Raw genomic sequence first — 21,429 nt, forward strand, 5'->3', positions numbered from 1 at the left:
CCTACTTCTTCTCGCGCCACTCCCGCTCGAACGGCAACCGCCATGCGTGTGGAGCGATGAGTTGATGAATGGCGTTGGGCCCCCACGAGCCCGGTGCATACAGGCGAACCGGGGGCGGGTCGGCGAGCAGCGGTTCGGACACTTTCCACAGCCGCTCGATGCCCTCGGCCGTGGTGAACAGCGTGTGGTCGCCGTACATGGCGTCGAGAATCAGCCGTTCGTACGCTTCGAGGACGTCGCCGACTCGTTCGGTTTCGTGAACTGCGAACTGCATGCTGAGTTTGTCCAGGCGCATTCCGGGACCGGGGCGCTTACCGTAGAACGACAGTGACACCTTCGAGGCGTCCGCAAGGTCGAAGGTCAGGTGGTCGGGACCTTGCGCACCCACGCCCGAGCCGACCGGGAACATGCTCTTCGGTGGTTCCCTGAAGGCGATCGAGATGATGCGTTGCCCCTCGGCGAGGCGTTTTCCGCTGCGCAGGTAGAAGGGCACTCCGGCCCAGCGCCAATTGTCGATCTCGCACTTGAGTGCCACGAAGGTGTCGGTGTCGGAATCGGCAGCCACCCCCTCCTCCGAGCGATAGCCCGTGTACTGGCCTCGCACAACGTTTTTCGGGTCCAGCGGCATCATGGATCGGAAGACCTTGTTCTTCTCCTCGCTGATGGCGCGGGGTTCGAGCGCCGTCGGCGGTTCCATCGCCATGAACGCCAGCACCTGGAACAGGTGGGTGACCACCATGTCCCTGTACGCACCGGTGGATTCGTAGAATCCGGCGCGCCCGTCCAGGGCGAGCTTCTCCGGGATGTCGATCTGGACGTGATCGATGAAGTTGCGGTTCCAGATCGGCTCGAACAACCCGTTGGCGAAGCGGAAGGCCAGGATGTTCTGCGCGGGTTCCTTGCCGAGAAAGTGATCGATTCGGAAGATCTGATCCTCGTCGAACGTTTCGTGAACCCGGGCGTTCAGTGCGATCGCACTCTCGAGGTCGGTGCCGAACGGCTTCTCCATGATGATCCGGGAGCGCTTCACCAGATCTGCCGACGCGAGCGTATCCACCACTGCCAGAGCAGCTCTCGGGGGAACCGACAAGTAGTGCAGCCGTTTGGCGCTTCCTCCGAGCTCGATCTCGGCCTCGGCCACGGCCTCCCCCAGCGCCGCCGGTCCTGCCTTCTGCGACACGTAGGTCAGTCGCGAGGCGAAACGACTCCATTGCTCGTCGCCGACCTTGCGACTCGAGTGGGTGTTGATCGATTCGCGAGCGAGAGCGCGGAATTCGTCGGTCGACAGCTCTTCCAGCGATGTGCCGACGACCCGGATGTTCGGCGCGAGATCGGACAGCGCCAGATGCATCATCCCGGACAGCAGTTTTCGCTTGGCCAGGTCTCCTGTCGCCCCGAACAGGACGACGACCTGGGGTGGGAGTTCCGTGGCGGTGTCCGTCCGGCGTGAAGTCACGGTTCGAATAGTGGCACCGATCCTGCCCGAGTGCACTTCGGCGGGATTCGACCCGGCCGGCAGGCGTCAACGCAATGCGGCGACGAGGTCTCCCCGGTCCCCCACCACCACGCGTTCGAGTTCGAGCCAATCCGCCATCTCTCGCAGCACCTCTCGTAGTCGAGGCGCGATGTCACCGGCGTTGCGGTCGCCCTCGACGTACGCCGCGATCACGTGCAGTTCGGACTGCGCTCGCACTGCCTTGAGATCTACGCGGGCCACCAGATGCCCGTCGAGCAGAAAGGGAAACACGTAGTAGCCGTGAACTCGCTTGTGCTGTGGGGTGTATATCTCGATTCGGTAGTGGAAATCGAAAATTCGCTGCACGCGCGGCCGGTAGAAGATCATCGGATCGAACGGGCACAGCAGTGCGGCGGCGGTGGCCGTTCGCGGTGTTCTCGCCTCGCGGTGCAGGTATGCCGGTGCGTTCCAGCCTCGGACGGTCACCTGGTCGAGCACACCGTCCTCGACCAGTTCGCCGATCGCCGCCTTCGCCTGCTTCTGCGAGAGCCGGTAGTAGTCCCTCAGATCCGGCTCGGTACCGATTCCCAGTGCCCGAGAGGACTTTTCGATGAGTCGACGTACCGCCTCCGGTTCGTCGACGCGCCTGTGCAGAACGTTCTCCGGGATCACTCGTTCACTGAGCTCGTACCGGCGCACGAATCCCGTCCGTGCCGGCACGGTCACCACGCCTGCCGCGAACAGCTGTTCGCAGACGACCTTGACATCGCTGCGATCCCACCAGGGCCCTTTACGACCGGGTGTGTCCACCTCGAGGTGCTTCTCGATGTCACCGGCGCTGGCCGCACCGTTGTCGCCGATCACCGCGAGGACGTCGTCGACGAGAGTCGGTTCGCGATCGAGAATGTGGGCGGCTCCGCCCCACCGCCCGTGTCGATACAACTCCATTCGCCACCGCATCAGCGGCCAGTCCTCGACGGGCAGCAGTGCGGCCTCGTGGGCCCAGTACTCCACCAATCGACGAGGCCGACGCGCGGTGTCGGTCCATGCGGCGTCGTCGACGATCGTGCGGTCGTAGGCACCGACACGACTGAACACCGGTGCGTAGTGCGCGCGCACCACCACCGACACCGAGTCGATCTGCAACAACCCGGTGGTGTCGATGGCTGCGTGAACTGCGGTCTTGCTCGCCGGCCGAGTACGCGACCGTCTCGATGCCAGCCCTTGGGCGGCCAGCGCGGTACGACGAGCGGCGGCGGCACTCATCTCCTGCATCGGATCAGCCTGTCACGGCCCACCGACACATCGACTCAGGTGCTGAACAGGTTCGCCGCCTTGAGGATCAATTCGTACAGCCCGTAGGCGAACGGCACGGCAACCCAGGCCCATGCGACCGCCATCGTGACCTGCCTCTGTCCGCCGCTCATGCTTTCGCTCCTGTGGTCGTCGCGGCCTTCGCCGGATCGGCTTCGTGGTATTTCGATGCAACCGGCTTGATGGCTTCGTTGGCCAGGAACCCGACCACCAGCAGACCGATCATCACGTAGAACGCCGGCAGGTATCGGCCGGTGGTGCCGGGCTCTCCGGCGTCGGCGATGGCATTGACGATCAGCGGCCCCAGCACACCGGCCACCGACCACGCGGTGAGGAGTCGTCCGTGGATCGCGCCCACCTGATACGTACCGAAGAGGTCCTTGAGGTAGGCCGGAACCGTCGCGAAACCCGCACCGTAGAACGAGAGAATCAGCAGGGCCGAGACCATGAACAGGATCTTGTTGGTGTTGGTGAACAAGGCGATGTAGAGGTACAGCAGTGCACCGATACCGAGGTACATCCGATAGATGTTCTTACGCCCCACCACATCGGATACCGAAGACCAGACGAACCGTCCGATCATGTTGGTCAGGGAGAGGAACGCGACGAAACCGGCCGCAGCCGCGGCGAGCGATTCGGGCGAGGTGGCGTCGGGAAAGAAGTCCTGATAGATGCCCGATCCACGTTCGAGAATGCCGATTCCGGCAGTGACGTTGAAGCACAGGACGACCCACAGCAGCCAGAACTGCGGTGTCTTCACTGCGTTCGCGGCCGAGACGTTGTGCGTCGAGATCATCGACGACGACGCGGGCGGGGTCCACCCTGCCGGTGTCCACCCCTCGGCGGGCACTCGAATGAGAACGACTCCCAGCGCCATGAACACCGCGTATCCGACGCCCAGCGTGAGGAACGTCTTGGCGATCGAACCGTCGGTGAAACCGCCGAAGTTCACCATCAGCTGGCTGGTGAGCGGGGACGCGATGAGTGCGCCGCCGCCGAATCCCATGATGGCGATACTGGTGGCCATTCCCGGCCTGTCCGGGAACCATTTCATCAAGGTCGAGACGGGTGAGATATAGCCGATTCCGAGGCCGATACCGCCGACGAATCCGTAGCCGAAGATCACCAGCCAGAACTGTCCGAGGGCCATGCCGAGCGCGGACAGCAGCAGTCCGGAGACGAAGAAGACCAGAGAGACGGCCATGGCCCATCGTGGGCCGTTCTTCTCGACGCGGGTCCCGAAGATCGCCGCGGACAGGCCGAGCATCACGATGGCGAGCTGGAACGGAATGGCGGTGACGGTGCCGCTGAGCCCGAGTGCGTCGGGCTGCGAGATGGCGTTCTTGAACACGCTCCACGCGTAGGCGGACCCGATCGCGAGGTGAATGGACAGCGCGGCCGGTGGTATCAACCAGCGGCTCCACTCTGGTGTCGCGACGATGGCAGAGCGGTCGAGAATGCGGAGGGTCATCGAAATCCCTTGCGATAGAATTCGGTACTAAATTGCACTATCCCCTGCAGTCAAACACGGCCACCGCTCTACTCGCTCACAACCGCGAATAGTTTCTTCACCGAACTCACATTCTGACCCGCGTATCCTCGAGGCAGTGGATATCGAGCGGTGGCGCAGCAGATTGCCGGTGAGACGAGCCTCCGACGGCGAGGTGATCGGGTGGACCGTCGGGCACGGCACGAGTGCGCAGGACGAGTACGACGACGGCTATGTGGTCGATGCCGTCAATCCCGCCGGAATCACCGTTGCGCAGGGCGTTCCGATCGAGACCGCCATCGCGCACCTCGAGGATCGCGGTCTGGCATCGCTGTCGGCTCCACACTGGACGAAGGCACCCCTGCCATTGGAATCCGAGACCGATCTGTCTGCACCGCAAGAGGATTGGCCGTGGCGGCGGGTGCTGATGACGCAACTCGACGACAACCGGGTGTGGATTCGGCCCGCATATCCGAGTTGGCCGGAACGCCTGCTCGAAATTCCGCTACCGATCCCGGCCGATGACATTCTGCGCCCGGACTCCCCCGAGAATTCCGATTGAGTCAGTAGCGTCCCAGAACGGACCTCATGGTGTCGGCAAGTTGGGTCAGCCCGGGTTCCTCGACGGGCAGGTGACCGCACCCGTCGAGCATGACGATCTCGGTGTCGGCCCGAATGCGTTCCAGGAAGCGGATACTGACCTCCGGTGGCGTCCACCGGTCGTCGGCGGGGTGGGTCAGCAGTATCGGCGGACCGTCGTAGTCCTCGGGTCGGGTGTGCGAGTAGCCGAAGAAGCTCGCGAGGAAGCCGATCGGAACACGCACTCCGCCGCCTCTGGGGTCACGTGCACACAGGCCGGACAGCTCCGCGTCCAGGCTCATGTTCGCCATGTCGGCCATCCATCTGACGGGTATGCGTGCTCGGCTCGCGACGGCGGCGAGCAGCCGAAGCAGCTGTGGTGCGGGCCCGCCGAGCACGTCGAATCTCGCCGCAGCACGGCGGGCGCCGGGATCGGCCGGGTCGAGCAGACAGGTGGCGATCACCCTGTCCACCAGCCCCGTTCGGTGCGCTACCTCGTACGCGAGCATGCCTCCCATGCTTGCGCCCAACAGGACGAGAGGACGGCCGTCGCGAGACTTCTCGGCAACCACGAGCTCGCACAGCAGATCGATCCAGTCGCGGTAGCGAACGGACGCGGGGTCCGAGACGACGGTATCTCCGTAGAGAGGCAGGTCGGGGCACATCACCTCGACGCCCTCTCGAACGGCGACAGCGGCGTACGGCCACAGCAGACCGGAGTAACCCCCGGCACCGTGCAGGGCCATGACACGGACCTTCGATTCGGGCCGCGCAGCGCGGGCGATGTGAACGCGCGTGTCGCGCCACATCCAGAACGTCGACTCGGGCTTCTCCCCTGGTATTGGCCGATACTGCTCGGGCAGGAATCGGGCATATCGGTCGACGTCCATGCACACGGTATCCGTCAGACCGACAGCCCCGCTGCGACAGTTCCGCCGAGTTCGTAGCAGCGTTCACGTGCGGGCTTGCCGCTCTCGGCGAGGTGCACGGTGCCGAAGACCTTCTCGAGGCCCCAACCCGTCGCGATCTTCTCGATGGCCCGTCCGGCGCCCACGGTGTCGTCGTTGCCGTGAACCCAAGCGGCGTAGGGCTTTCCGGCAACGGCACCGAGGCACGGGTAGTACACGGTGTCGAAGAAGTGTTTCAGAGCTCCGCTCATGTATCCGAAATTCGCCGGTGTTCCGAACAGAAACCCATCTGCGGCAAGCACATCGGGAACGGTCGCGCCGAGAGCAGGCACACTGCGCACATCCACGCCGGTGATCTCGGGGTCGTGCGCGCCGTCGACAACTGTCTCGAGCAGCTCACGAGTGAGCGGGCTCGGGGTGTGATGAACGACCAGAAGGGTGCGCGTCACCGGTGTCAGTTCTCTGCGCGTTCCAGTGCCACAGCACGTTTCATCGTCTCGCGGGCCCGCCCGCGGTCACCGGCGTAATCGTAGGCACGAGCCAGACGATAGGAGTTTCGCCAGTTGTCCGGATCCTTCTCCCATTCGGTCTTGACCTGTTGGAACAACTCGTCTGCGGCATCGCGTTCGATCCGTCCCGACGGCCTACGCGGAAGATCCGCGACGTCGAGTTCGAGGCCCTCCTCGTGGATGCGCGAGGCCAGCCTCTGGTGGTCGAAGCCGGCTTTGAGGGTGGCCCACACGATCCACAACCCGAGTATCGGCAGCAGCAGGACCCCGATCCCCAAGGAGATACTGGCCACGCCGCCGTTCTGGATCAGCGTCACACCGCGCTGGCCGAGCAGGAAGAAGTAGAAGCCGAGAATCAGCACCATCACCGTGATGATGGCGAGCACCTTCGTCGTTTTGTTCACCGTCGATCAGCTCACAGATCCAGCAGCGGATCGAGACCGACGGTCAACCCGGGTCGCCCGGCGATCTCGCGAACTCCGAGAAGGACTCCAGGCGCGAAGGACGTGCGATCGAGCGAGTCGTGCCGAATACTCAGCGTCTCCCCCTGGGTGCCCAGCAGAACCTCTTGATGCGCAACGAGTCCCGCGAGCCGGATCGAGTGCACACGCACTCCGTCCACGTCGGCACCACGTGCGCCGTCGAGTTCGGTCGTCGTCGCGTCGGGGCTCGGCGGAGTGCCTGCGGCGGCGCGTGCCTCGGCAATCAACGCGGCAGTCCGGTACGCCGTTCCCGACGGCGCATCGGCCTTGTTGGGGTGGTGCAGTTCGATCACCTCGACCGAGTCGAAGAACCGGGCGGCCTGCTGTGCGAACCGCATCGACAGCACCGCTCCGATGGCGAAGTTCGGCGCGATCAGCACACCCGTCTGCGGAGATCCCGCCAGCCATTCGCGAACCTGTTCGAGGCGCTGCTCATCGAATCCGGTGGTGCCGACCACTGCATGGATGCCCTGCTCGATCAGGAACTGCAGGTTGTCCATCACCACGTCGGGATGGGTGAAATCGACGACCACCTGGGCGTTCGCGTCGACGAAGTTCGCCAGCGGATCGCCCTGGTCGACGGTCGCCACGAGCTCGAGATCGTCGGCTGCCTCGACGGCGGCACAGATGGCCTGACCTACCTTGCCGCGTGACCCCAGTACCCCTACTCGAACAGGTGCCGTTGCACTCACGTCGTACCCACACTCGTTTCGTCGTCGTCTTGTCGCTTCTACCGACTTCAGAGCCTACTTCTCCACGGTCCGCCCCGGCCGCTACGGTCGTCCGGTGACATCCAGCGTCCTGTTCGCCGACCGAGTCGATCTCGTCCGCGGTGGCCGATACCTGCTCAGTGATGCAACGCTGCGGGTCGAGGAGGGCGAGCACTGGGTTTTGCTCGGCGCCAACGGCGCGGGCAAATCCACCCTGCTCAGCTTGCTCGGCGCGCTCGTTCATCCCACTCACGGTTCCGTGCACGTTCTGGGCCATCGCCTCGGGCGTGTGGACATGCGCGAGTTGCGGACGCACATCGGCCACGTCGATCCACGACTGAGGGTCGAGGCTCCGCTGACGCTCTTCCAGGTCGTGTTGACCGGACTGACCAACACACCGGATCTGATCCCGAGATGGTCGGCCACCGAGGACCAGATTGCGCGCGCTCACCGACTCGTCGAGTCCCTCGGTGTCGCCCATCGACTCGACGCGTCGTGGCACACGCTCTCGCAGGGCGAGCGGGGCCGAGCGCTCATCGCGCGCGCTCTACTTCCCGACCCGGCGCTGCTGCTGCTCGACGAGCCCGCCACCGGGCTCGATCTCGCTGCCCGCGAACAACTCCTGAGTGCACTCGACTCGCTGCGCGCCGAACACCCGACTTTGGCCAGCATTCTGGTGACTCATCACCTCGAGGAAATCCCGACCTCGACCACCCACGCCCTGCTCATCCGTGACGGAAGAGTGCAGACGCAGGGAGCCGTCGACGCGGTGCTGACCACAGAGAACATCAGTGAGTGTTTCGACCATCCCATCGAGATCTCGAAGCAACGCGGCCGGTGGGTCGCCACGGCGGCCCACCGCTGATGCTCGGTCGAAGACAGCTGAAACTCAGTCGAAGACGATGACCTGACGGATCGCGTTACCGTCGGCCAATTCGTCCATGCCGCGGTTGATCTCGTCCAACGTGATTCTCGACGAGATCAGCTTCTCGACGGGAAGCCGTCCCTCACGCCACATCTGGGCGTACGTCGGGATGTCGCGTGCAGGCACCGCCGAGCCGAGGTAGCTGCCGATGATCGTGCGCGCCTCCGCCACCAGGCCCAGCGGCGAGATGGATGATCGGGCGTCGGGTGCGGGGAGACCGACGGTGATGGTCTTGCCGCCGGGAGCCGTTGCAGCGACGGCAGTTTCGAAGGCTCGGGCGTTGCCGGCGGCCTCGATGACGATATCGGCCTTGATTCCCTTCTCGGCGAGCTCGGCGGGCGAATATACCTGCGTTGCACCCAGATCGGTTGCGGTGGAAAGCTTGTCCGGGACCCCGTCGACTCCGATCACCTCACCGGCACCCACCGATACGGCCGTAAGAACAGCTGCCATGCCGACGCCGCCGAGGCCCACCACCATCACCGACTGCCCGGGCTTCGGAGTACCGGCGTTGAGCACCGCGCCGCCGCCGGTCAGTACCGCACAACCGAGGACTGCTGCGATGTCGGCCGGGATGTCGTCCTCGACCGGCACCACCGACTTTCGGCTGACCACCGCGTGGGTGGCGAATCCGGAGACTCCGAGGTGATGCTTGACCTCTTCCCCGTCACGGTGCAACTTGATGCCGCCGCCGAGCAGTGTCCCGGCATTGTTCGACGCACTGCCGGTGATGCAGGGCATCTGGCCGTCGGTGGCGCACCCGGCGCATTCGCCGCAGCGCGGGAGGAACGTCATGACGACACGAGTGCCGACCGCGATGTCGTCGACACCGGGGCCGACTTCCTCGACGCGGCCTGCGGCCTCGTGGCCGAGCAGCATCGGGACCGGACGAACTCGATTGCCGTCGACCACCGACAGATCCGAGTGACACAGCCCCGCGGCTTCGATCCGGATCAGCAGTTCGCCGTCTCCGGGCGAGCCGAGCTCGAGGTCGGAGACGGTGATGGGATGCGAGTCCGCAAAGGGACGAGATCGGCCGATTTCTTCGAGTACTGCGCCGCGAATCTTCATCCCACCAGACTATGCGGCTCCGCTGCAGTGGTGTGGAAAAGTGCCGTGGGGGGCACTCAACCGCACCACTGCGCGTAGCGCACTACAGCGGCAGACGCGGCCTGAGCAGGTGCGCAACCAGTGCCGTCCACCCGGTTTGGTGCGTGGCCCCGAGTCCCTCGCCGGTGTCCCCATCGAAGTACTCGTTGAAACTGGGATGCCTGCTCCACAGTGGGTCGAGGCTGGATTCGATGCGCTCGCCGTCCGCGGGTCTCTTGCCGTCGACCGGTCGGAACAGTCCGGCGAGACCGTTGTCGATCAGATCGGCGGCGTCGGTGAGGGTGCGGTGGTTGCCCGAGCCGGTGGGGATCTCGATGGTGAACGAGTCGCCGTAGTACCGGCCGTAGGCGCGGAGCTTGTCGGCGAGCAGCACGTTCACCGGGAACCACACCGGCCCGCGCCAGTTGGAGTTGCCGCCGAACATGCCGGTGCGCGACTCCCCCGGCTCGTATTCGATGGACAGGCTACGGCCGTCGACGTCGAACGTGACCGGTTCTCGGTACGAGGCCGAGAGCGAACGAATCCCGAAGTGCGACAAGAACTCCTCGGAGTCGAACATGCGGGCCAGGATGCGCTTGAGCCGCTCGGGCTGGACGAGCGTCAGCAGCATGCGCACCTCGCCACCCTCACGCCGAGCCAGCAGCGGGCTGACCATCTCCGGCCGTCGACGCTGAATCCAACGCAGGCGGGCGGTGAGGTCAGGGCATTCCTCCTCGACCCACGGCGGGATCTCGGTCGCCCCGAGAATCGGAAGCAGACCCACCATCGACCGAACCCGCATCGGTACCGCATCGCCCTCGGGTTGCACGAGGACGTCGTAGAAGAAGCCGTCCTCCTCGTGCCACAGCGAAATGTGTTGAGAACCGAACGAATTGACCGCCTTCGCGATCGAGAGGAAGTGCGAGAAGAACTTGGTCGCGACGTCGTCCCAGGCGCTGTCGTGCCGCGCGAGTTCCAGTGCGATCTTGAACATCTGCTGGCAGTAGAACGCCATCCAACTCGTCGCGTCGGACTGCTCGAGCCGGAAGCCGGGAGGCAGCGGTGCCGATCGGTTGAACAACCCGATGTTGTCCATACCGAGGAATCCACCCTCGAAGATGTTCGAGCCCTCCGAGTCCTTGCGGTTGACCCACCAGGCGAAGTTGAGCAGCAGCTTGGTGAACACCCGCACCAGGAACTCGCGATCCCGGTAGCCGTCGATGCGGTAGACGTGCCATGCCGCCCATGCGTGCACGGGTGGGTTGACGTCACCGAACTCCCACTCGTACGCGGGCAGCTGGCCGTTGGGGTGCATGGCCCATTCCCGGCACATGAGCACCAACTGCTCCTTCGCGAAATCGGCATCCACGTGCGCCAACGGAATCGCATGAAAGGCCAGGTCCCAGGCCGCGAACCACGGGTACTCCCACTCGTCGGGCATCGAGATGACGTCGGCCAACGCCAGGTGACGCCAGTGCGCATTGCGCCCACCCGGGTTCTGCCTCGAGTCCGGTGCCGGAGCACCGACCTTGTCGCCCTCGATCCATTCCTCCACGTCGTATCGATAGAGCTGTTTGGTCCACAGCAAGCCCGCGTAGGCGCGCCGCGCCACGTGCCGGTCGACGTCGGTGAGGTCGGAGCCGATCACGGCGCCGTAGAACTCGTTGGCCTCGGTCTCGCGATCGACGTTGACGGCATCGAATCCGGCACCGAACGTCTGCTCGTCCGGTCGGTTGGGCGACAAACGCAGTCGGACCGATTCCGTTGCACCGGAGGCGATGTCGTCGAAGCGGTACCAGAACGCAGCCTTCGTACCGGTCTGCTCGGGGTTGACCGCATCGAGCTCCCCGTCGACGACTCGGCGGCCGATGCCGTCCTTGGGGTAGGCCGAGATGTTCTCCTGCCCCCACAGTGCTTCGGCATTGGTTTCGTTGTCGCAGAACAGAACTGCCGGCGTTCCTTCGGCGCTGAGGTAGTAGCGACCGAGAAATCCGTGGTCGACGGCGATGGCTTCGAGTCCACCTGCCATGAGGTCCGGCGGGCTCAGCTGCGCCAGTGTTCCGCCCCGCTCGTCGCGTCCCCAGGACCAGGTGTTGCGCAACCACAGGTGCGGCAGAAGGTCGACCGACGCCGCCTCGGGGCCGTGGTTGGTGATCGAGATGGTGATGCAGATGTCGTCGGGTGAGGCCTTGGCGTACGTGACCTGGACGTCGAAGAATCTGTTCTCGTCGAGAATACCGGTGTCGGCCAGCTCGTATTCGCGGTCGTCACGCCCGCGCCGGGCATTCTCTTCTCGCAGGTGAGCGTAGGGATACTCCGCGTGCGGATAGCGGTAGAGCCATTGCATCCAGCTGTGCGTCGGCGTTCCGTCGACCGCCCAGAAGTACTCCTTGACGTCCTCGCCGTGATTGCCCTCTTCGTTGGCGAGACCGAACAACCGTTCCTTGAGGATCGGATCCTTGCGATTCCACAGTGCGAACGAAAAATTCAGGAACCCGAAGCGGTCGCAGATTCCCCCGATACCGTCCTCGCCCCAGCGGTATGCCCGTTTGTGTGCCTGATCGAACGGGAACGACGCCCAGGCGTTTCCGTCTTCCGAGTAGTCCTCGCGCACTGTGCCCCACTGCCGTCCCGCCAGGTACGGACCCCACTGACGCCACGGGCCGCTGACTCCGGGCGATTCGGCCAACCGATTGTGTTCGACGGTCGACGGGGTGGGAACGCTCACGGGATTGGTGGTCACAGCACACAGTCTGGTCGTTGGCGGTCAGCGATGCACGCCGACATTGGCCGCAAGGTATCCGACGCGGCGCTGCACCGCGGCGATCTCGCGGATCCCGTCGGTGAGAAGACTCCGTTCCAGCGGCGACAGATCGGCCATGATCAGCACGTCGCCGGGGCGGTGGCCCGCTGTGATCTGGTCGATCTGATGCGACAGTCGGAGCCGCTGCAACAGGGCGAACACTTCGGTCAGTGTGGCGACATCGCGTTCGGAGAGCATGCCGTTGCCCGACGCCGCGGCGAGCCGCGCGGGGGTGGAGGACGAGGCGATGCCGACCGACAACCCACCCCACCGAGCGAGGTTGACGATGGGAGTCAGTGCATGGGCCTTGAGGTCGAACGTCCCGCCTCGCCGAGCCAGCACGTCTCGCAGCGAACGCAATCGGGCGCGGCCGGCGAGCGCGTCACGCAGTTGCAACCGCAATGCGTCGGGGTGATCGAGCAGGAGTCGACGGTAGGCCTCGGGCACGGTGTGCAGTTCCCTCGGGCCCCACACCACTCTGCCGTCGATCATCAGCGAGGACATGATGAGGCCTGAGTCCTCTGCCGGATTGCCACGTTCACCGAAGGGGTTGCTGAGCCAGTGGGCCGCGGCCCTTTCCCATTGACCGGCAGAGCGTGCGAATCGGGGCGAGCTCGCAACCGCGCCGTTGCTGTCCGACGGTAGTCCGGCAGCGTCGAGGCTCACGTGGACGCGAGTGGCCAAGTCCATCAGCGCCTCGTCGCGGGTCCACGACACCGCGTTCGATTTTCCTCGTACATCCGGGTCGGCGGTGGCATCCGCCCAGGTCAATGCACTGTCGACGTCCGAGGAGGGCATGGCTTCTCGACGTGCCACGCTGCCGAGAGTGATCCAGGCGAAGTGGTCACGCGGCACGTCCGGACGTGCGGTCCATTCGATCTCGACGGCCCGGCGGACGAGGCTGTCGACCACGACGGAGAGAATCGCGCTCACCGCCATCGCATCGGTTCCGCCCTTGAACAGATCCACCACCAGGCGGGGCACGAGTCTGCCTGCGTCGGCGAGTTCGGCGGGGGTCGACGCCGATGCCACAGCTCGGCGGACCACAAAACTGCGTCGGGTGGATGCGGCATGCAGATCCGAATCCTCGACGACGCCGAGTACCTCACCGCGGGTCGACACCACCGGCATGTGCCGCAAGCCTCGCTCGAGCATGTCCATCAGCACGGTGCCGGCCAACCGGTCCGCCGTGACGGTCTCGGCGGGCGACGTCATGACCTGCTCGATCGGAGTATCGACGCCGATACCGGCGGCCACCACACGAATTCGGAGGTCGCGGTCGGTGAAGATGCCGAGGCGCGATCCCCGGAGCGGAATCAGAACGTACGAGCTGCCCTGCTCGGTCATGTGCCGAACGGCATCTCGGACCGTGGTTCCGACGGGCGTGAACACCGCAGGCGTAGAGACCAATTCACCGACGGTCCGGCCGGCACTGCCCTCCACCGGTCCCCCACGGTATGCAGAGGAGGAGTTGACGGCATCGGCCAGGAACGCCAGACCGGTGGGCGTTGCGAACAACGGCCGAACCAGCGCACCGGGCAACTGCAGGACGACAGTCGGTTCGGTTGCCCGCGCGCAGAATTCGACGGTTCCACCCGAGAGCAGAGCCGAGAATCCGAACACCCCACCGGGACCTATCGTGTCGATGGGAACGTCGGTGCGCGAGGTGTCGTCCGGGTGCGTGATCACCACGCGTCCGGTACGCACCACCCACACGGTGTCGGCATCGGCCGAGGCGTCCATCTGTGGACGGTCCACAACCCATGCGCCACTGCCGTACTCGCGTTCGACGGCTGCTGCGGCCATCTCGGCCAGCACTGCCGGTGGCGCGCCCTGAAACGGTGGATGCGCGCCGAGAAAATCGGCCGTCTCCTGTCTATCCGCCACGGATCAGGTCGGCGCATCTCTCCGCCATGGTCATCACCGTGATGTTGGGATTGACGTACGGCAGCTTCGGCATCGCCGACGCGTCGACCACTCGTAGGTTCGAGATGCCCTTGACGCGCAACTCGGGATCCAGCACGGCCATGGTGTCGTCCACCGAGCCCATCCGGGCAGTGCCTGCCGGGTGATAGACCGTGTTGTGCGTCTTGTGCACGTAGTCGAGCAGGTCGTCGTCGGTGACGGCCTCGGGTCCGGGGGCGAGTTCGCGTTCGATCCACTCGGCCATCGGTCCGTCGGCTGCTATTCGACGAGCCAGCTTCAGACCGGCAAGCATCACCGCGTCGTCGTGGCCGTCGGGGTCGGTGAAGTAGCGCGGGTCCACCTTCGCCCGATCACGAAAGTCTCTGCTGCGCAGGCGAACAGTGCCACGCGAGCGCCCCTGGGTCACGTTGGGCGTGAGGCAGAATCCGTTGTCGGTGGTCGGGTAGCCCCATCGGAGGGTGTTCATGTCGAACGGCACACTGCCGTAATGCATCATGACGTCGGGATAGTTCAGTGAGGAGTCGGTCTGCGCGAACACACCGATTTCCCACCATTGCGAGGACGTGGTGACCATGGGCTTGCTCGCCTCCCAGAACACCAGCCCTTCGACGTGGTCGTCGAGGTTCTCACCCACTCCGGGCGAGTCGACTCGCACCGTGATGCCCATCTCGCGGAGCTGGTCTGCCGGTCCGATTCCGGAGAGCATCAACAGCTTCGGCGTGTCGATGGCTCCGGCGGTCACGATCACCTCGCGGCGCGCGGACACCGTGTCGTAGCCGGTGAGATCGGGACGTTGGTACCGAACTCCGGTCGCAGTCAGCGATTCGTCGATCAGAATCTCGCTGATCCAGCAGTCCGTACGCACCTCCAGGTTCGGGCGCGAGCCGATGATCGGGTGCAGGTACGCATGCGAGGTCGACATCCGCGAGCCGTCCTCACCCGCATTGATCTGGAACCAACCGGCACCGTTGAGTACGGGCGTTCCGCGGTTGAATGCGACCGTGGGAAGACCTATCCCGGCGGCCGATTCGAGCACTGCCGCACCGCACGGATCGTTCGGTGGCACGTCGCGGATTCGCACGGGGCCGTCGTGGCCACGGCCGGTGTCGTTGTTCTCCACTCGCGCGACGAACGGCAGGATGTCCGACGCGCCCCACCCCGTCGCGCCCGCAGCGGCCCAGTCGTCGAGGGTTTCGGCAGGCGGGTGAAAGGCGATGCAGGAGTTGTGCGAGGAGCAGCCACCGAGCACTTTCGCCCGCGCATGCCGCATGAAGCTGTTGCCGCGCTCCTGCGGTTCGACGGGATAGTCCCAGTCGTAGCCGGAGTCGAGCAGATGCATCCACTCCACCAGTTCGAGAATTGCCTTGTCGCCGACGTCGGTCGGACCTGCTTCGACGAGGCAGACACTGACGGAGGGGTCCTCGCTCAGCCGCGCAGCGAGGACACACCCCGCCGTCCCGCCACCTGCGACGACGTAATCGAACTGGGTGTCTGTCACTGCACGCTCCTTCTAGTCGCCCGTGGAGGCATGTGATTTCAGAGTGCCGATGTGCTTGCGTCCCTTGACTGCGTACCACAGCAGGCCTACGCCCAGGATGCCGCCGATGTAGACGAACGCACCGAACGTGTTGTACCAGGGGGTTCCGTACACGGCCTCGCGTGGCCATGCGAGGTTGATCGCCATCCCTGCGCCCCACACCACTGCCGCGATGTTGACCGGCAGGCCCCACCTGCCCATCGTGAAGTACCCGCCGGGCTTCAGATCTGCCGGCGGCCACTCACCCTTGACTCGTTTGACCAACAGCGGCCCGGTGACCATCAGATACGCGAGGTAGATCATGATGATCGCGATCGAGGTGAGGACCGTGAAGATCTGCGGCTGACCGATGTTGACGACGAGAATGACGATGGCCAGCACGCCGATGGTCACTGCGGGCACTACCGGGGTCTGGGTCTTCGGGTTCACCTTGGCCAGACTCTCGCCGAAGGGCAACGCGTTGTCTCGCGCCATGGCGAACGTGAGCCGGATCGCCGCGGTGTGCACTGCCAGTGAGCAGACGAAGACCGCGATGACGATGCAGATGAGGAAGACGGTGCCCAGCGGGCCCCACATCACCGATTCGACGATCGACTGCAGGCTGCCGTCGGGGCTGCCGAGCGAAGGATCGTTCAGGTCCGGCGCGGCCATGACGGCGAACACCAGGATGGCTCCGCCGATGACGAACGACGCGAGGATGGCGCGAAAGATCGCTTTGGGGGCGGTGCGGCGAGGTTCGACTGTTTCTTCCCCGAGCGAGCTCGCGGTGTCGAATCCGTACATGACGTAGCCCGACGCCAGCGACGCGACCAGGAAGGCACCCAGGTAACCGCCGCTCTCACCGGCACCGTAGCCGTTGGAGGAGAAGAACACCTCGGGCCCGCGAGTGATGTTGGCCGCGAGCAGGATCGCGATGAGGACGGCCGCAATGAGTTCGATGAACACACCCGCACTGTTGATCATCGCCATCAGCCGAACGCCGAGCGCGTTGATCGTGGTGGTGATGGCGATCAGGATCGCACCCAGCAGCACTGCGTTGGCCGCGAAGTCGGTGGCACCCGAGCCGTCACCGATGATCTGGAATCCGCTCCAGATGCGTGGCAGATTCAGCTGTAGAGCGAGGGCAACGGCGGCCAGTGTCACGATCGATGCCGTGAGCATCAACCAGCCCGCCGACCAACCGACGATCCTGCGGCCCAACAGCTTCGCCCAGTTGTACACCGATCCCGCCACCGGGTATTTCGCGGCCAGCTCCATGAAGCACAGTGCCACGCAGAGCTGACCGACGAAGACCGCAGGCCACGACCACAGGTACGCCGGCCCGGCGGTCCCGAAACCGAAGTAGAACAGCTGGAACGTGCCGGTGAGAATGGAGATGTAGCTGACGCCCGCGGCGAAGCTGGCAAATTTGCCGAGACTTCGATCGAGTGACTCCTTGTAGCCGAAATCGTCCATCCCGCTCGAGTTGTCGTTCAGTATTGCCATGCCTGTGGCCTTTCCCATCGTGCTCTATCGGGTACCGAACCACCCCGCCGCCGTGGGTGAGGTGTTGTGCCAAATATGCTTCGCTTCTTGATATTCGGACATTCCGGACGGGCCGAGCTCGCGTCCGTTCCCGGACTGTTTGAAGCCGCCCCATTCCGCGGCCGCCGTGTAAACACCGAAGTCGTTGAGCCACACCGTGCCATGGCGCAGCCCACGTACCATTCTTTCGCCTCGTGCGGCATCGGATGTCCGAACTCCCGCGGCGAGACCGTAATTCGTATCGTTGCCCAACAGCAGTGCTTCGGCCTCCGTGTCGAAGCGCTCCACAGTGAGTATGGGCCCGAATGTCTCCTCCTGCACGATATTCATGGACCGATTGCAGTGGTCGAAAATCGTCGGTAGGAAATAGCTACCCTCGTCCAGAGCCGAATTGTCCGGTTTCGTTCCGCCGATGACCAGTGTTGCGCCCTCCTCGATGCCGCCCGCGACGAAAGCTTCGATCTTCTCGCGCTGCGCCTGCGACACCAGTGGACCGGTCTCGCTCGCCGGGTCCATCCCAGGACCGATCACGATGGTCTTCGCGCGTTCGGCCACGGCTGCGACGAAGCGGTCGGCGACCGATTCTTCGATGATGAGTCGAGTGCCGGCCGAACACACCTGACCCGAATGCAGAAAGACTCCGGTCAGGACGTTGTCGACGGAGTCTGCGAATGCCTGATCGTCGGCCACCGCGTCGGCGAACACGATGTGTGGATTCTTGCCACCGAGTTCGACGGCCACCTTGGTGACATTCTCGGCCGCAGCGGCCAAGATGTGCCGGCCCGTCGCCAGTCCGCCGGTGAACGAGATGAAGTCGACGTCACGGTTCCTGGTGAGCGCGTCCCCGAGAACCGCCCCGCTGCCCTGCAGCAAGTTGACCACACCGGCCGGCACTCCGGCTTCTTCCACCAGCTTGGTGAACGCGATGGTGCTCAGCGGAGTCACCTCGCTCGGCTTGAGCACCATCGTGCAGCCGGCCGCCAGAGCGGGGGCGATCTTCCACGAGATCTGCAGCAGCGGATAGTTCCACGGTGCGATCATCACGCAGACGCCGATCGGCTCGTGGACCACGCGGCTGAGGATTTCGGGTCGATCGACGTCGATCAGGCGATCTGCCTGCACCACTGCGAGATCGGCGTAGAAGCGGAAGACCGACGTGACATCGTCGATGTCGATTTCGCTCTCGCCGAACGTCTTTCCGGTATCGAGAGTCTCGATACGCGCGAGCTCGGCCTTGTCCCTCTGGAGCAGATCTGCGATGCGGTTCAGCAGATCGCTGCGCTCGGTCACCGTCACCGAGCGCCACGGCCCGTCGTCGAACGCCGCCCGCGCCGAGGCCACCGCGCGCAGAGCGTCGTCCGGCGTGGCCTCGTCCACGACGGCAACCGTGCTGCCGTACGCGGGGTTCACGATGTCTCGGGTTCCGCCGTCACCGGATCCCTGCCACTGCCCGTCGACGAACAACGACGGCCGTAGCGAGGTCGGGTCGAATACTGCATCGGAGTCGGTCACTGAAACTCCTTCTTCCGTCTGGGGGTCGGGTCGTGTGTCTACGCTATGCCCTCAGCGGCCGATGACTCCATCGATCCGTTCGCGAACCGCGTGTTGCTGCGGGACATCACACAGAACTGTCGTCCTCGCCGACGTGCGGTATCGGCCCCGCACATTTCGTGCTGCGATTGTCGAACATGCGACGGCACTGTGCAGCGCAGCGCATTACGGTGGGAAACATGACTATCGAAGATGTGGGCGGCAGACGAACGGTGACGGCGGACGAGCTTCTTCTCCTGGTGGGCGATCACCTGCTCATCGAAGAGGGCGTCGCGACCGGGTTCATCGAAAGCGCAGGCCAAGTTGCCGAGAGCGTAGCGGTGACGGTGACCGATGGCGTCGACGGAACCACAACGACCGAGCGGGTTTTCCTTCCCGATGCCGAGGTAACTATCGAACCCGCCGATCGCGGACGTGCCCCCGTCACTCTGTGACGACGGGAGAGTCCCTGCTCAGAAGTACATTCATGTAACTCGAACAACTCTGTCACACCAGTCACACTGGCACCGAACTGAGCTAGGGTGGCGGAAACCCGTCACCGCTCGGAAGGACGTCAGTAGTGCGACAAGGCCGAGTACACCCGACCGTTCGCGGTGCTGTCGTGACCTGTGCCGCTGCGCTGACTGTCGGTTTCGGCTCGATCACGGCGATGGCCGAGCCCGCGGCGTCGGCCCCGGTAACCGTCGCCGAGTCGGTCCGGTCGGCCGACGCAGAGCAGTACAACGACGCGCAGGATGCGTTGGTGAAGGGTCGCTACGACGACGGTTTCGCTGCCCTCGACGCGCTCGCTACCGCCGCCCCGGACGACGCCAATGTGGCAGCGCTGCAGACGTTCTATGCCAACGCGACCGCTGACGCCGATGCCCGTGCGCAACACTCGGCTCGTCTACGCACCCTGTCTCCCACCCTCGCCGACGCAGTCGATCGAGCGATCGCAGTCATCGACGACGCCGCAACGGAGACAATCGATTTCGCACCGACCACCGACGGACCCCGCACTGCGATCGTGGTACTCGGTCTGGGCCTGAACGGCGACGGCAGTATGGCCCCGGAGTTGGTGGCACGTCTCCGCTCGGCCGTAGCCGCGGCGGAGCGCTCCCCCGAGTCCCCCATCATCGTCACCGGTGGGAACCCGCAGAGCGGCATCACCGAGGCCGACGCGATGCAGCAGTGGCTCGTCGACGACGGCATCGCGGCCGACCGCATTCACACCGAAACGACCGCGAATTCGACGGTGCAGAACGCACAGCGCACCACCGCGCTGGCAGCGGAGATCGACGTCGAGAATCTGGTTCTGGCCACGACTTCCAGTCACCTGCGGCGAGCGATCTCCGACTTCGAGATCGCCGGTGCCGACGTGATCGGTGCTGCCCCATCCACTCCCGACGATCTCCCGGACCTACCTGCGCTCGCTCCGACAGCACGGCTGGGTATGACCGTCGACGCCACCAAGATCCTCGGGATACCGCGCACCTACTGACGCATCCACCCGCGTAGCACCGACTCCGTCCCGGCATCGAACATCGCCCGACGAATCTCGTCGTCGTTGGCGGTGGGCATCGCCAACTCCAGCGACACCAACCCGTGCACGATCGCCCAGAACGAGTGGCTGATCAACTCGACCGACGCCCCGGCCATGGTTCCCGCCGCGACTGCGCTCGCCACCGCTGACCGCAGCGGGTCCATCGCTGCGGAAGCACGTTGCGCTTCTTCGGATACATCGACCGAACCGAGCACACCGCCGAACATCACCGCGTACAGATGCGGATTACGTAGTGCCCAGTCTCGGTACGAGGCGGCGAGTTCCCGCAGATCGACCTCCGGATCGCCGCTGACCGGAACCCGGCGCTGCGCGTCCCCGAAACTCGCGAACGACGTGGAGAACAGAGCTACGAGCAACTCGGCACGTCCGCCGAACAGCGAGTAGATCGCTGTCGTCGAGGTGCCCTGCGCGGCCGCGAGTTTGCGCAGTGACAACGAGTCGACACCCTGGTGCGCAACGGTTTCGGCCGCGGCCTCGAGGAGCCGGGTGCGCAACTCCGCATCGTGAATTCTTGGTCTCGCCACTTGCGGAACCTACCACAACGGTGTTTTATAACAGTGTCATGTAAGTCTGTTCCAGCCCTCGAACCAGTAAGGACTCCCCATGCCACCCATCATCGACGGCCGCACCACGGTCGAGGCCGACCGCGACACCGTCACGATCTTCCTCATCGGGATGCGCATCAACAATCCGGTGGCCGTTCGCTCCTGGCTACCCGCGGTGCGCGCGATGCCGCGGATGCTCGGCCATCTCGAGAGGGATCCCGCCTCCGGACTGCTCGGCTACCACTCGTGGCTGGGGCGAACCACCATGCTGGTCAGCTATTGGCGCACTGCCGAGGACCTGACGCGATTCGCCTCCGATCCCGATGCACCACACGCACCGGCCTGGCGCGCCTTCAACCGATCGGTGGCTGCAACCCGCCATGTCGGCGTATGGCACGAGACCTACACAGCGACAGCACGAAACAGTGAGGCGATCTACGTCAACATGCCTACGTTCGGACTCGCGGGAGCCATCGGTGGACTCCCGGTCGGGACCGGCTCGCATACGTGGAAGCAGCGAATGAAGTCCGCGCAGTAAC

At 64.7% G+C, this 21,429-nt stretch carries 20 protein-coding genes; 5 read left to right on the forward strand and 15 right to left on the reverse strand.

Translation table 11 applies throughout. The annotated features are described in order from the left end of the window. Position 1 precedes the first annotated feature (1 nt). The 4 genes from zwf to CH295_RS23600 all read right to left on the reverse strand — a co-directional run bounded on the left by zwf (position 2) and on the right by CH295_RS23600 (position 4,241). A complete protein-coding gene (gene zwf / locus CH295_RS23590; RefSeq protein ID WP_037190126.1) occupies positions 2-1,456 on the reverse strand; it encodes a glucose-6-phosphate dehydrogenase in 1,455 nt (484 codons plus the stop codon). 66 nt (positions 1,457-1,522) lie between these two features. Continuing rightward, positions 1,523-2,731 carry a winged helix-turn-helix domain-containing protein gene (locus tag CH295_RS23595; protein ID WP_037189538.1) on the reverse strand — a complete coding sequence of 403 codons (1,209 nt, stop codon included), beginning with the start codon at positions 2,729-2,731 and terminating at the stop codon, positions 1,523-1,525. Positions 2,732-2,766: 35 nt separating this feature from the next. Further along, entirely contained in the window at positions 2,767-2,883 is a 117-nt protein-coding gene (locus CH295_RS28615) for an MFS transporter small subunit (RefSeq protein ID WP_441347073.1), read from the reverse strand. Further along, positions 2,880-4,241: an OFA family MFS transporter gene (locus tag CH295_RS23600; RefSeq protein WP_094742036.1), complete on the reverse strand. Its 1,362-nt coding sequence runs from the start codon at positions 4,239-4,241 to the stop codon at positions 2,880-2,882. Before CH295_RS23600 ends, CH295_RS28615 begins: the two co-directional genes overlap by 4 nt. 136 nt (positions 4,242-4,377) lie before the next feature. Here CH295_RS23600 and CH295_RS23605 point away from each other — a divergent pair, with 136 nt between their 5' ends. After that, a complete protein-coding gene (locus tag CH295_RS23605) occupies positions 4,378-4,821 on the forward strand; it encodes a hypothetical protein (RefSeq protein WP_230596221.1) in 444 nt (147 codons plus the stop codon). Position 4,822: 1 nt separating this feature from the next. On the opposite strand, the gene CH295_RS23610 is transcribed toward CH295_RS23605, so the two are convergent. The 4 genes from CH295_RS23610 to dapB are packed head-to-tail and all read right to left on the reverse strand — an operon-like array spanning position 4,823 to position 7,429. Next, positions 4,823-5,728, reverse strand: coding sequence for an alpha/beta hydrolase (locus tag CH295_RS23610; protein ID WP_094742038.1), 906 nt, complete (start codon positions 5,726-5,728; stop codon positions 4,823-4,825). 14 nt (positions 5,729-5,742) lie between these two features. Beyond that, a complete protein-coding gene (locus CH295_RS23615) occupies positions 5,743-6,195 on the reverse strand; it encodes a flavodoxin family protein (RefSeq protein WP_094742039.1) in 453 nt (150 codons plus the stop codon). A gap of 5 nt (positions 6,196-6,200) precedes the next feature. Further along, entirely contained in the window at positions 6,201-6,620 is a 420-nt protein-coding gene (locus CH295_RS23620; RefSeq protein WP_052047573.1) for a hypothetical protein, read from the reverse strand. A 50-nt stretch (positions 6,621-6,670) separates the two neighbouring features. Beyond that, positions 6,671-7,429, reverse strand: a complete 759-nt coding sequence (gene dapB, locus CH295_RS23625; protein ID WP_037189548.1) for a 4-hydroxy-tetrahydrodipicolinate reductase — start codon at positions 7,427-7,429, stop codon at positions 6,671-6,673. Positions 7,430-7,523: 94 nt separating this feature from the next. Between dapB and CH295_RS23630 the strand changes: the two genes are divergently transcribed. Further along, entirely contained in the window at positions 7,524-8,312 is a 789-nt protein-coding gene (locus tag CH295_RS23630) for an ABC transporter ATP-binding protein (protein WP_094634270.1), read from the forward strand. 24 nt (positions 8,313-8,336) lie between these two features. Here CH295_RS23630 and CH295_RS23635 read toward each other — a convergent pair whose 3' ends face one another. From CH295_RS23635 to CH295_RS23660, 6 genes are all read right to left on the reverse strand, one after another. Further along, positions 8,337-9,443, reverse strand: a complete 1,107-nt coding sequence (locus CH295_RS23635) for an alcohol dehydrogenase catalytic domain-containing protein (RefSeq protein ID WP_094634269.1) — start codon at positions 9,441-9,443, stop codon at positions 8,337-8,339. Positions 9,444-9,525: 82 nt separating this feature from the next. Beyond that, positions 9,526-12,204 (reverse strand): MGH1-like glycoside hydrolase domain-containing protein, encoded by a 2,679-nt coding sequence (locus tag CH295_RS23640; RefSeq protein ID WP_252342154.1) that lies wholly within the window; start codon positions 12,202-12,204, stop codon positions 9,526-9,528. A gap of 24 nt (positions 12,205-12,228) precedes the next feature. Then, positions 12,229-14,070 (reverse strand): putative nucleotidyltransferase substrate binding domain-containing protein, encoded by a 1,842-nt coding sequence (locus CH295_RS23645; protein WP_170946065.1) that lies wholly within the window; start codon positions 14,068-14,070, stop codon positions 12,229-12,231. Between the two features lie 70 nt (positions 14,071-14,140). Beyond that, a complete protein-coding gene (locus CH295_RS23650) occupies positions 14,141-15,688 on the reverse strand; it encodes a GMC family oxidoreductase (RefSeq protein ID WP_094742041.1) in 1,548 nt (515 codons plus the stop codon). Between the two features lie 12 nt (positions 15,689-15,700). Then, the gene (locus CH295_RS23655; protein WP_037190132.1) at positions 15,701-17,212 is read right to left on the reverse strand and encodes an APC family permease; all 1,512 of its coding nucleotides are present in this window, start codon (positions 17,210-17,212) and stop codon (positions 15,701-15,703) included. A gap of 24 nt (positions 17,213-17,236) precedes the next feature. Next, on the reverse strand, positions 17,237-18,715 hold the full coding sequence (locus tag CH295_RS23660; RefSeq protein WP_502694542.1) for an aldehyde dehydrogenase family protein: 1,479 nt from the start codon (positions 18,713-18,715) through the stop codon (positions 17,237-17,239). Between the two features lie 266 nt (positions 18,716-18,981). On the opposite strand from CH295_RS23660, the gene CH295_RS23665 reads away from it, so the two are divergent. Both CH295_RS23665 and CH295_RS23670 read left to right on the forward strand, forming a co-directional pair. Then, positions 18,982-19,236 (forward strand): hypothetical protein, encoded by a 255-nt coding sequence (locus CH295_RS23665; protein ID WP_032378219.1) that lies wholly within the window; start codon positions 18,982-18,984, stop codon positions 19,234-19,236. A gap of 167 nt (positions 19,237-19,403) precedes the next feature. Beyond that, the gene (locus tag CH295_RS23670) at positions 19,404-20,282 is read left to right on the forward strand and encodes a YdcF family protein (protein ID WP_141217075.1); all 879 of its coding nucleotides are present in this window, start codon (positions 19,404-19,406) and stop codon (positions 20,280-20,282) included. On the opposite strand, the gene CH295_RS23675 is transcribed toward CH295_RS23670, so the two are convergent. Next, positions 20,276-20,869, reverse strand: a complete 594-nt coding sequence (locus CH295_RS23675) for a TetR/AcrR family transcriptional regulator (protein ID WP_037189553.1) — start codon at positions 20,867-20,869, stop codon at positions 20,276-20,278. The genes CH295_RS23670 and CH295_RS23675 overlap by 7 nt on opposite strands. A 79-nt stretch (positions 20,870-20,948) precedes the next feature. On the opposite strand from CH295_RS23675, the gene CH295_RS23680 reads away from it, so the two are divergent. After that, positions 20,949-21,428, forward strand: coding sequence for a DUF4188 domain-containing protein (locus CH295_RS23680; protein WP_094742044.1), 480 nt, complete (start codon positions 20,949-20,951; stop codon positions 21,426-21,428). Position 21,429 lies beyond the last annotated feature (1 nt).

Origin of the sequence: Rhodococcus sp. 14-2483-1-2 (assembly GCF_002259405.1) — a bacterium.
GTDB lineage: Bacteria > Actinomycetota > Actinomycetes > Mycobacteriales > Mycobacteriaceae > Rhodococcoides.